Annotated in this window: 12 protein-coding genes; all 12 read right to left on the bottom strand. The window is 38.6% G+C overall.

Features of this window, described 5'->3' with window-relative positions:
* A partial coding sequence (locus tag IIC38_01845; GenBank protein MCH8124695.1) for a CDP-glycerol glycerophosphotransferase family protein occupies positions 1-1,243 on the bottom strand: 1,243 nt, incomplete at its 3' end.
* Positions 1,240-1,680, bottom strand: coding sequence for a hypothetical protein (locus IIC38_01840; GenBank protein MCH8124694.1), 441 nt, complete (start codon positions 1,678-1,680; stop codon positions 1,240-1,242). The genes IIC38_01840 and IIC38_01845, both read right to left, overlap by 4 nt.
* A 31-nt stretch (positions 1,681-1,711) precedes the next feature.
* Entirely contained in the window at positions 1,712-2,650 is a 939-nt protein-coding gene (locus tag IIC38_01835; protein MCH8124693.1) for a sulfotransferase domain-containing protein, read from the bottom strand.
* Between the two features lie 36 nt (positions 2,651-2,686).
* A complete protein-coding gene (locus IIC38_01830; protein ID MCH8124692.1) occupies positions 2,687-3,661 on the bottom strand; it encodes a Gfo/Idh/MocA family oxidoreductase in 975 nt (324 codons plus the stop codon).
* Between the two features lie 28 nt (positions 3,662-3,689).
* Entirely contained in the window at positions 3,690-4,832 is a 1,143-nt protein-coding gene (locus IIC38_01825; GenBank protein ID MCH8124691.1) for a class I SAM-dependent methyltransferase, read from the bottom strand.
* Positions 4,833-4,883: 51 nt separating this feature from the next.
* Entirely contained in the window at positions 4,884-6,458 is a 1,575-nt protein-coding gene (locus tag IIC38_01820; GenBank protein ID MCH8124690.1) for a B12-binding domain-containing radical SAM protein, read from the bottom strand.
* Between the two features lie 17 nt (positions 6,459-6,475).
* Positions 6,476-7,378: a glycosyltransferase family 2 protein gene (locus tag IIC38_01815; GenBank protein MCH8124689.1), complete on the bottom strand. Its 903-nt coding sequence runs from the start codon at positions 7,376-7,378 to the stop codon at positions 6,476-6,478.
* 18 nt (positions 7,379-7,396) lie between these two features.
* Entirely contained in the window at positions 7,397-8,515 is a 1,119-nt protein-coding gene (locus tag IIC38_01810; protein ID MCH8124688.1) for a glycosyltransferase, read from the bottom strand.
* 28 nt (positions 8,516-8,543) lie between these two features.
* On the bottom strand, positions 8,544-9,611 hold the full coding sequence (locus IIC38_01805; protein ID MCH8124687.1) for an N-acetylneuraminate synthase family protein: 1,068 nt from the start codon (positions 9,609-9,611) through the stop codon (positions 8,544-8,546).
* Positions 9,547-10,533 carry an SDR family oxidoreductase gene (locus IIC38_01800; GenBank protein MCH8124686.1) on the bottom strand — a complete coding sequence of 329 codons (987 nt, stop codon included), beginning with the start codon at positions 10,531-10,533 and terminating at the stop codon, positions 9,547-9,549. Before IIC38_01800 ends, IIC38_01805 begins: the two co-directional genes overlap by 65 nt.
* 41 nt (positions 10,534-10,574) lie before the next feature.
* A complete protein-coding gene (locus IIC38_01795) occupies positions 10,575-11,750 on the bottom strand; it encodes a DegT/DnrJ/EryC1/StrS aminotransferase family protein (protein ID MCH8124685.1) in 1,176 nt (391 codons plus the stop codon).
* A gap of 3 nt (positions 11,751-11,753) precedes the next feature.
* Positions 11,754-12,545, bottom strand: coding sequence for a glycosyltransferase family protein (locus tag IIC38_01790; protein ID MCH8124684.1), 792 nt, complete (start codon positions 12,543-12,545; stop codon positions 11,754-11,756).
* Between the last annotated feature and the right edge of the window lie 35 nt (positions 12,546-12,580).

Raw genomic sequence — 12,580 nt, 5'->3', positions numbered from 1 at the left:
CATTCTTATAATTAAGATCTGGGAGCGCATCATTCTGTCGTTTTACCATCGCATCTCTCCGATCCGGATTCGCAATAAGATATTCTAATACTTTAGGAAGGTTATCATACTCTTCAATAACTTCGATACCATCCTCATTTGTGTAGGTTTGTGAATCCCATTCGCGCAATGACATCTTGACGACTGGACGCTGAAGAATCATAGATTCAGGAATCATTGAGGAATTATTGATAGCAATAACAACGTCAGCGGCGTTTATAGCTTCAATTTTACGATCCATTAACAGATGTACATTTGTAGCTCCCTTACTTTTTAACCACTCATGATATGCCCTGGTTATTTGCTGAACATTTTCATTAGAGACATTGGCTCGCTTCAATTCATTTGGGTGTGGTCGTACAATGAATTGCACATCATTTCCTAGTTCCTTGGCTGCTTGAATTACGGCATCATGGATAGAGTAAAGGTGATTTGAAACTGAGGAGTATATTGCTGATGTTCCTTCTGCATAACTAGCACAATAAAGTATTACAGGTTTCTGTAGATCCAATTCTAATTTCCCCCGTGCTTCATGGGAGGTCATTTTTGATTGTGATTTGTATAAGGAATCCCAGGAAGGTGAGCCTGTAATAACAACACGTTCTGGCTCGGTTCCATGTTCGACAAAAATATCTTGTGACCTTTTGCCGAAAACCGCAATAGATTCGGAATAAAGTGGTGGTATATTCCCTGAAAAATGGACTGTTGACTTTGTGAAAAGACCATGAGCAATTTGTAATGTCGGGATATTTTTTGTTGAAGCATATCCCACTATTGCTCTCTGGATATGGCTATTGTCACATCCCAGGACAATTAGCTTCAATTTAAGTCGTCGTGTTAGCGATTTAAGGGCCTCGATGACCATGATCTCTCCGGCCAATATTCCATAAAGACTCCGGAAAAAGTCTTCACCCGCATAGGATAAAAATTCTCCGGAGACAGAAGAAAATGCTTGCCGGATTTTATGTTTTTTTACTGCACTGGTTATTCCATTTATTCTTTGCACCGCGTCCTGTTGTGCACGTTTCAGATTTCCTTCGGGCGTATAATTTGCAAAATCAAGGATTGGCAATCCTGCTTCCTGGGCTACTTTCAACAACTCCTGGTCATTTACTACTGGACTATATCCTTTTTCACAGACGGCCTTAATTACAGGTAAACAACTTGAATTTCCCATATCAAAGAACAGAATTGCGTTTTTCATTCTTTGCTCCCCATATTGGATTTTGCCTTGTCCAGCCCCTGCGAGATAACAGGCAATAATCCACGTTCGGCTGGTTGCCCCAGGTTAAGTCCGCAATGTGTCAAAAATTGTGATATTCCTTCAATTCGATACCAGGATTCAGCAATAGTAGAGGCTTCTTCGATGTGTTGCTTTATTTGGTCAAAACTTTTGACTGGTATAATATTATCGAGCGCTGAATCAAAATCATCCGGGACAACTTTATGGACTTCCTGGCAATTAGGACACTTATGCTCACCAATGGCAACACCGGCAACTGTCGGCTGGTAACTCGTAAAAGGGTTGCTACAACTTCTACATTGTATTGAAATATAAGTCCCTTCAACGGCAGGACGAATTGCAATAATATCCACACTTCCAGGGTTAGAAGTAGCGCCTTGAATTTTGGTTGATTTCATAACTTTTTTCTCATTAATACAGTTTGATCGGTTATCCCCGCACCCACCCAAATTTTTCATACAGACGGTCCGAAATCATATCAGAGGCTTTTCGTTCTTGCTCAGGTGTGAACACTAGACGCCATTCATCGATACAGCCTTTGCGAAAATGTAACTGTCCTGCTTTGGGTTTAAGAGGCCATTTGAAATCACATTTTGAAATGCCGTAGAATTCTAAAATCGACCTGAAAAATATTTGAGGTTCGTTTTTCATATCCTCAAAATGTGTGAATAGAATATCTAATTGTAATCTTGGATCTTCACTTACATCAAGCCAACCCTCTACCCAGTTTATGAAAACGGGTAACCAATTCTCAATTTGGTAGTCAACCTGATTTATCAGTGGCAAATCAAAATAATCCTTAGGAAAATGATAAGTGGCGACAATAAATGGCTCTTTTTTCTTGAGTGCATTAATATGGTGCGTGTTCGATAAAATGACCTGACGCGGGTCACGAATATTCACAACCATTTTTTCCAGAGAGCTATTTACCATTAAAGAATTATAATTTGTTGGAGGTAGATGAGAAATACTGATTGCCCCATTTTTTGATAAAGATAATTTTTGGAGTAAAGAATAATTAATACTGATATCAGGGAATCGCCCACCGATGATTTGCAATTCTCCGGTAGTAATCATTTTTTCGATGGGTTCCATTTTGGCAACGATTCCTAAGCCATTGCGCAAAGAACTTGCAATAAATACAGTACCGGATTTTGGAATTGTGGCAATCAAAATAGGTGGAAATGTTTGCGATTTTCGAATCTGTTCAGACACAACATTGAAATTGTTTAAAGCAGTTATATCACCTGGATTCTCATACAAAGCCCATTTAAAGCACTCTTTGGCCTTGTGCAGATCGCCATTAATGAGGTATTTTTCACCTGCTAAAATATAGTTGTCTTGCGATTGGGTTGTTTCAGTTTGCATTTTCTCTTTCAAGTTTTTTTCACTCAAAAATGCCATTTATGAAAGCCTACAATTCATTTCTCTTGCTGAAAGAGCAATCTTTAATGTTGATAATCCTTCCTGGATGGGATTATTAGGCTCACCGCCATGTTGAACATGGTACAAAAAATGTTGGAGTTCATCGATATACATATCATTTAATTGCCAATTTTCAGGTTCATTGTAAGTATCCTTTACTTTTCCATCTGAGCCATAAACCAAGACATTGCGATTATTGAAGTCCCAATAAATGGTCCCTTCCGAACCAACTATTTGGCAGTTTCTATTATAATCTCTTTGTACAAAATTAACGTGTACATTGCTCAGGACACCAGATTCATGGCGAAGAATTATCTCCGCCAGTCCGTCGGTATCCAATCCTATAGCCTTAGCCGGTAAATATACAGCCGCTGCAACTTTCCCTGCTCCGAAGTACCACAGCGCTAAATCAATTTCATGTATACAATCCAAAATGGCTCCCCCCCACTCACTTGAAGCGCTATAACTTTTTCTGTAATCTTGCCATGGACGCCAATTTGGTAAATAAGAACTAAACTGTAGACGGGCTGAGATCACATCCCCTATTGCATTTTCATCAAGAAGCTTTTTTATCATAGCAGGTCCGGGATGAAAACGCATATTACACGCGACCATGTTGATCAATTGACGGTTTCTTACTTCTTTAATGAGATCATCTAAACCTACTAAAGTATGAGCCAATGGCTTTTCAATGAATAAATGACAACCATTTTTTGCAGCCGCTAATCCTACATCAAGATGGTGATTAGGCGGAGAATTAACCAGAACGACGTCCGGACGTTGGTCCCAAACGTGATCAAGAGAATGATATACAGAAACACCAAATTCCTGTTCTATGACGTTTTGAACCTTTGTAGATGGATCATAGGCAACTAAATCCGTTTTATCTAGACTCCTCAAATTTCTTAAATGTCGGCGACCTATTGAGCCACAACCTAATAAGGCTATACGCATTGATTAATTCTAATTTGCATTAATAATGTCAAATCTCATAAGGGTTGATAATAGACTCAGCTGAAAAAAATGATCTGGCCAGGTCTCCAATTTCCTGTCTGTAAGCAAACGATGAAATCAGCAAAGGAACATTCTTTTGATAAGTTAATTTTGACGGATGAACAATCTTTTTCCCAAACGCGATTCTACCTTCTCTTGTTGGATCAGAGTCGATTAGATAACATGTCTTTTGATGAATGACTTTCGACAATGAAAACAGCAGTCGTGTATGGTACCCAGACCCCCAGACATAAATTCTTGAATTATTGTTGATTCGATTTTCAATTTTCTCAATAATTCGCTCCACATATTTCTGTTTCTTTTGTGGTGAATAAGCTAGTTGCTCAACTTTCTGTTGAGCTAAAACTCTATACATAAAGCCCTTCCCCACATCAACAGTTTTGTTATATTTAAAATGCCTGAATGTCCTAATATAAAATTTATCATCCAAAAATTCAAACAAGCTATGTCCAGTAAAATACTGTGTATGGTCCAAAGTATAATCTAATATCGATTCAGTCATTTCTAAATTATCGGGGACTTCGATCAATAAATAGCCATTTGGTTTTAAAAGTTTCGATAATGCATTTTTTACTGATTGTAAATCCGTTAAATGTTCGAGAGTATGATTTAGGCTAATAAAATCATATTGTTCATCACTTTTGCAAGCATATTCAAACAAAGAATCTTTGATTATTTTCACATTTTTTGATGAGCCTGTTGGTAAATAACTGCTAACATCAAGGCAATGAGATTCTTTTACATGATTCGACAAATAATAAGAAAAGTGGCCAGCATAACCCCCTACATCCAAATGCAGACAATCCTGTATCAGGAATGGTTTAATATCTTCCATTACAGAATCAAACCGAATTAAGGAAGTTGAAGGAATATTGTGTGAATAATCTGGACGATAATAGGCTGGGCCTGAAAAGTAATATTGCTTTAATTGCTCTTCATTCCAAACATAGTTTTGGTATACATGTTGGCAGTAGCCACATCGAACTATTTTTAATCTATATGGGGCTTGTTCTTCATTAGAAAGAATCAATACCCTGTCTATAATTTCTTTTTGATCAGGACTACTACAAATAGGACATGATTCAATATGTTTTTTATTTGAAACTAACACACTAACACCATAACTCCGCACGACTTGATGATACTAATTATTATTTTCCTATTAATCATAGGCTGCTATTTGAACTGAACCTGTCTCTTTTTTTTCAGAATGATAACTCATTGCTATACTCTTATAGAGTGCAACTTCCTCTCGAGCTTTATTGGCTTTTGCTTCCTCTTTTATCTGATTGCATTTTATATTTATAATTGACTTTATGTAACCATAAATCATTCGCACTTTTTCTTTGAAATTCCTTGCATCATAAATCAGTGCAACTTTTAGTGCAGGTAGATTTTTGAGAAAATAATACAACCTGTTAGGTTTGACGTTTAATAAGATATTTCTAGTAGGGCGAAAGGAGAGTACACGGCTATTAATGAAATAATGAGCTAATTTATCCAGGTTGATCAGTTTATTAATGTCCGGGGTATTTAGTAATGGTGAGACGAATGGGTTTGCCAACTTGGGAACATCAAATACATCCGGGAATTTTTCTAAAAATTTATTTTTGTAAGCATATTCGGTAATGGGTGAATCCGGATAATAGATCATCACATTTCTATTTACTTTATAGACTTTGATCTTTCTTGCCAAATCGATTGTTTCCCAGCCTTGCTCGATTTTTTCACCAGGCCAGCCAAAAATCAAATCAATGTGAACGCGAATGCCATATTTCTTCAACACGCTGCAGGCATAGAATATATTCTCATCAGTTTGTGTCCTCCTTGCAGACAGCGTTTTTCGGATGTGCTCATTGCCACTCTGTATCCCCATGGTAACGCGATCGCAACCTGCTTCTTTGAGAAGTTTCACAACTTCTTCTTTTATATTCTCAGACCTTATATTACAAATAAATGGCGGCATTTTTTTTGAGATATATAATTCCAAAAATTCCATAACAAATTTACGATTTGCATTAAAAGTAGCATCATGGAATTGCACCCATTCGAGTCCGTAATTCTCTTTAACATATTCAAGTTCTGCAATAGTGCGCTCACCAACGCCATAGCGAAAATGAGGACCACCTTTTTCCTTTTTGTAAATTTTATTCAATGTTGCCGTCCCGCAGAATGTACAGGGATAAGGACAGCCTCTGGTCATCAAAAATGGCTTTGTCCGGCTATGGCGCAAGTGTGAGTACTTCATATGTAAATCCCGATCAGCCGGAGGATAATCATCAAAATTTGTAACCAGCGGGGCCCCGGAATTCTCATGAATATAACCGTTCTCTTTCCAGAATAAGCCTGGAATAATGGACAAATCTGCATTCGTTTCAACTCCATGAATCAGTTCAAGCAATGTTTCTTCACCATCGCCTTTTAGTACAAAATCTACAGATGGATGATAGATGAGATCAGAATAGATTGTTGTTGAAGGTCCACCCTGAATTGTGATCACATTATTTAATGAAGATTTTATCCTGGAAAAAATATTTACGACTTCGGATTCTTGGCCGATAAATGATCCAAAACCGACAAAATCCGGTTGAAAGGATTTTAATGCATCGATGAAATCAGGCTCAAAGGGTTCTAAGAAAACATCCACCTGGTGACCTTCTTGTTTTAAGACCGAGCTTAAATACAAGATACCGAGTTTCTCCACTCCCATATTGTCAACAAACGCAATTCTTGCCATATTTCCTCCAAAAAACCTTAATGCGAGGTTTTAATAAATTGTTTTCGAAATCCTGAAGTTTTCAAAGTCAGCTGTTCCCATTTCAATTGAATCAATCGAGCTATCATAATAACAAATCTTACCAGGCCAAACAGAACGTAGAAAGGCACATACTTTCCATAGCCCTTTTTTACAGCTTCAAACGAAAGTTTAAATGGATAGTGAATCAATTGATGATGAAAAATAGATGTTCTTTTATCCGGATACTTTATAATCAGTTTTGCATCACCCTTGCCATATTTTGCCCATTTATGCAGCCATTCTTTTAAAGTCTTAGAATGCTTTCTTGCTGAATAGCCGTCTCCTATTCGCATCTTCTGATTCTGTTTCTCGAAACGGATGGCAAGGTCAGTGTCTTCATTTCCGATCCTGCCCCAATATTTATCAATACCAACCTGCATCAGTACGTCTTTGCGATAAAGAGCCGGCCGACCAACCATATTGGTGGGTCCGGGCTTTCTGGATCGCAGGTGGTTCAACGACTCCATTGCCCGTTCCCAATAAGTTGAAGATGAATAGGAACGTGAAATTGCCTGGACAACAGAGCATTCATAGTTTTGCAAATTCTCCATCAAATTTTTTAAACAATCCGAATCCAGAACATCATCGGCATCTATAAAGGCTATATATGGCTGTTGTGCGATTTCAGCACCAATGTACCTCTGGTAGGCTAAACCTTTTCTTTCACAAACCGAAACTTTCACTCCCATTTCAGTTGCTTTTTCAACGGTTCTATCCTCACTACTTCCATCTATTACTATTATTTCAGAGGGCTTATTCTTTTCAATCGAGGTCAGGCATTCTACAATATTATTTTCTTCGTTGAGAGTACACACAATGGCGGAAATGGGTAAAGAATTATTTCGATTTTCTGTCTTCATTGGCAGTTTGTAGAACACTTAATTAGGGAGAAGTCGATCATAAGCGACTAAAAGCTTATTGAAATTAACATCCCAATTTGCCCGTTCGGTTGCTATTTGTCGATTAATTTCAGCAATTTGGTTTCGTTCGATTGGACTCAATTTAGAAGAAAGATGAATAATATTTGCAAATGATTCCCAATCATTCGAAGGTGCGAGCCAGCCATTCCTGTCAGGTTGAATCCATTCCCGATTCCCCGGGATGTCAGTGGCCACTACAGGTAGACCTGTTGCCAGAGCCTGCAACAAAGAAATTGACGTACCGTCACTTTGCGAGCAAGTTAAATATAAATCCGCTGCACTAAAATACTCGGGTAATAACTTTTCGGGAACTATTCCCGGACAAGAAATTACTTTACTGAGATCATGTTGATTTATGTATTTTTTAATTTTACCAGCTTGTGAACCTTCACCGAGCAGCAACAGTCTTAAATTACTATTCCGAAAATAAGCCTGCCGGAAGCATTGTAAAACCACATCGATCCCATAGATTTGCTCCCAGGAACGAGTTGAAAGGATAATAAAGTCATCTTCCCACCCTAGCTTTTTTCGAAATTCAGTCGAACCAGGCATTTGCCTGAACTGGTTTAAGTCAACGCCCCAGGGAAATTGAACAATACGATCATCCGTGTAAGTGATCAATTGCTGAACTTTATTTCTCACAGCCTGACAATCACATAAAAGCATATCAGATCGTTCCAGGGTATAGCTTGTGATCTGGCCCAATTTTTCATCTAGCTCAGCATCGACTAAAATATCCGATCCCCAGGATGCCAACATAAATGGATGAAAATCCACTGTAGCTGTTAAGTAGCCACAAGTCTGCACAGGACCAGCATGAATTAAATCTGGTTGAATATCGGATAAAACAGATTCAAAATTTGCTAAGAGTTTTAACCACGAATCAGGCGAGCTTTCGTTTTCCTTTCCTCCTGGCCAATCTACAGAGTGAATCACTTTTGGCAATGCTCGTTGCTCATATAGGATTTTACCGTTTTCTAAGCGTAAATAAAATACTTCATGATTTGAACCAGCAAGCTTGGATAAGAAACGGTAATCATGGGTAGTATAATCCCGGCTAAAATATAATAACCGCACTAAAATGAATTCCTAAAGCAACCTGCAATCACTCGATCATTTCCCAGGTGATGTGTTCTCCCTTTTTTAGCGTTACATTTAATGGTTTGCCAAGTACCTGGTCGATATCATACGGGAAGACTGCATCTCTTGGAGCCGGACGTAAAACATCAAAGGCACTACGCTCCAGGATTGAACCCTGCTCTAAATCTCCCGATGCCCGCAAACATCTACGCTGGACTACAACTGTGTCTCCCTCATTCTCGACGACTCTTTTATCTGTATCTCCAAGAGCATATTCCAATTCGCGAGTGCGGTCAACCATTTCTCGCCATGCATCTCGCGTCATTGAGAACGGATGATCCGGACCTTCTCTTTTGATGTCATCTGTGAAATGTTTTTCAATGACTCGTGCCCCCAATGCCACTGCTCCTAAAACCGTAGCATGTCCAGATGTATGATCTGAAAGACCCAATAGCAACCCAGGGAAGAGGGCGCTGTAATTTTTCAGGACATTCAGATGAATATGTTTGAAGTTCTCTGAACTACCAGTATAATTGGTATTGCATTGCATTAATACCAATTGTGAGTTGATGTTAATAATTTCTCGAACTGCTCGTTGAACATCTTTCATATCGGATGCCCCGGTAGCTAGAAGAATCGGTTTGCCCTTTTCTGCTACTTTTCGAAGCATCTCAAGCCATGTAATATCTCCCGATCCAATTTTAAAAGCCTGGACAAAAGGATCCAACATGTCAACCGTTTCAAAATCGTATGGCGTTGAAAAGTATTCGATTCCTGCTTTTGCACACTCAGCCTTTAACGGCTCTGTCCATTTCCATGGAATACTTGCATTCTGATACACTTCAAAAACAGATTTCTTCCATTTTGATTGATGTGACAGTTGGCCATTCAGAGATTCAAAACCTACTTTACTAACAATTTTTGCCGCTTGAAAATTTTGAAACTTAGCTGCATCTGCTCCGGATTCTGCTGCAAGGTGAACCAGCATCTTAGCTCGTTCTAATTCACCATCATGATTGGCGGAAATATCAGCAATGAAATAGGTCTGCTGATTGAGACCAATTTCCCTCTTGCCAATTTTCATTACTGGCATCGTGAAATTCTCCTCTCATTTCCTTAAGTTTAGATTCAAAACCAATTACTCTTTGGTTTTTGAAATTTATCAATCCGGATGCTAAATCCGGTAAATTAATTCCTAGCGCTTGACTCACTTTATCGCAATTCAATGATGTATTCCTGGAGCGAAATGCTTTCAAACCAGCTTTTTTAACAGATAATTTTTTGACCAAATCTGTGGAATAATCAAATGTTTCAGCCAATTTGTGTGCAAATTCATATTTGCTACATTTTTGCGATCCGGTAACGTGATACACACCCGTTAATCTTCTTTCAATCATATCCAAAATAATCTCACAAAGATCACTCACCAGAATGGGTGAAAAGAAAACATCATGAAATCCATGTAAAATTTGCCCGGATTCCAACCTCGACAACATCCACTCACTAAGACTATTCTTTTGCTGCATATTCCAGCCGTAAAAATTCGTTCGGAGGATTAAACTGGAATTAAGTTCTTCCTGAACGACCTGTTCTCCGGAGTATTTACTTTTTGCATATTCATTCATTGGAGTCGGGATATGCTCTTCAGAATAATTTCCACGGTGCCCGGTAAATACGGAATCCGTAGAAATGTAAACAAATAGTGCGTCAAGCTTATTTGCCGATTCAGCCAGATTTCGGGTTAATCCGACATTTATTCTATGCGCTGCAGTTGGGTATTTCTCACATTGATCAACATGAGTCATTGCAGCACAATGAATGATGCATTCCGGTTGAATATCTCGAAGCAAATTATGAACCAGTTCTTTATCTCTTAAATCAGCCTGAATTGAATTCAATCCCGGGTAAACCAATTTATGGCGGTGATACAGAGCAGTGATTTTTAAATTTCTTTGACTTGCTTGTAACACTAAATTTGCTCCAAGCAATCCACTCGCACCGGTTATTAAAATCATGATTTCTAAATTCTATTTTTTAAAAAATAAAAAGGGTGTTACTAACGTCCAAAAAAATCAATCGTTTTTGATAATGCTTCAGCCTTTTGTTCAGCTGTATCTAAATCATAGTAATTGGTCTTAAGTTGAAGCAATTTTGGCTGGATTTTTTCTGCAACCGGACATAAGCCTTTTGCAAATTTTTGCCTCTGATTCGGGTGAAACTTAGTATTTATAAATGCAGGTTCCAGATAAGTTAATTGCCATGCAGCGTATATTCCATCTCCGCTATTCTGTAGATAGGTATCTCTAAAATCGTACCAGCTTAAATCTGAATTTTGTAATTTTAAAACATAAGACCAACATGAATGGATGCAATCTTTCGGTTGACGTTGGGGCACTAACCAATTACATCCTTCAATGGCTTGTCTGTATAGATTTGCTACTTTGATCCGAATATCGACAAATTCGCTTAATCTTTCTAATTGACCTAATGCAACTGCTGCACACAGGTCTGGCATACGGTAGTTCCAACCTGTAGAAACATGACGAAGATATTTCGGATCCTGAATATCGGTTCGCGATATTTTTCCTTTGCCGATGCCTCCTTCAACTGCACCGTATCCTAAACTATTAATTCTCCGAATCTTCAAAGCTAATTCTTCATCGTTGGTCGTAACCACGCCCCCTTCACCGCTTGTTATATGTTTAGAGCTTTGAAAACTAAAACTCGAAGCATGGCCGATACTCCCCATTATTTGATCTTTGTAATATCCCAAAAAGCATTGTGCATCATCTTCCAGAACAAATAAATCGTATTGTTTTGCTATCTTCATGATCGGGTCCATATCAGGAGGCAGACCGTAAATGGCAACGGGAATTATCACTTTTGTATTGGGAGTAACACGATTCAGTATGGATTCAGGGTCAATGTTCCAGGTGTCAGGATCAATATCCGCAAAAACCGGGGTTGCATTTGCATGCAAAACCGCAAGTGCAGTACTAGCCATTGTGAGTGGTGGAACGATTACTTCATCACCTGCACCTACGCCGGCTGCGGACAGAATGGCATGCATGGTTGCCGTGCCATTGATAAATGAAATCGCATATTTTGATTGAAAAATATCGGCAAATCTCTGCTCAAGCCGGCTGGTCATAATGCCGTTTGAAGAGGTACTAAATTGTGATTCCAACACCTCCTGCACATATCGACTTTCCAATTCGGTAATTCTTTTCATCTATTAATTTACCGCTTCCTCCAGCATTTCAAAGTTATCCTGTAATGACAATTTGCACCCTTTACTCCTCTCTATCCCTTGATTAATGTTTGCTAGTGAGGGTTCAGTCTCCAGAAGATCAAGTATATCCTCCATCAAAAATATGCCTTTATGTCCCAGCCGGTCATATATTTCACGAGTAAAAAGTAAATCTTCTGCATAGTCTAATGTCCAGCGGTGATGAGATAAATCCTGTTCATTTCGAATAATTCCAATATTGAATTTTTGGGGATTTTTTAAGAAATAAGGGGTTACGTGCTCTCTTTCTGAAAATAAAATTGCTTCTCGCCATGCTCTTTCCAATGCATTGAATGAGAACACCGAAACCGCTAATCCTTCTGGAAATGTCGGATTATTTTCTTCCTCACCCAAAAAATCAAACTCAGGATTTGCTAAAAAATAACTAATAAATTTATCGATAACCTGGGGATCTTTGAATGGATCGTCTGCTGTTATGCGAACGATTACATCTGCGCCAACAAGCTTTGCGGCCTGGTAGAATCGATCTAATACGTCGTTTTCGCTGCCGGCAAATGATCTTATCCCATAACTTGATACAACAGTTTGAATTTCAACATCCTCCGGCTTGTTCGTAGTGGCAACCAAAATGTCGTCAATTTTTGTGCAAGCCTGGATACGTTCAATGATACGAGCTAGCAGGGGCTTTCCATCAATATTGGTTAGTGTCTTTCCCGGCAACCTGGATGAACCAATTCTTGCCTGAATGATAGCTACTATCCTTTGTTTATTCAGCATTTATTTCCATATTAGAGCCAGGCGAAATTATTCTT

The organism is candidate division KSB1 bacterium (genome assembly GCA_022566355.1).
In the GTDB taxonomy this organism is placed as follows: Bacteria; Zhuqueibacterota; JdFR-76; order JdFR-76; family DREG01; genus JADFJB01.
This window is presented reverse-complemented; position numbering and strand designations above follow the sequence as displayed.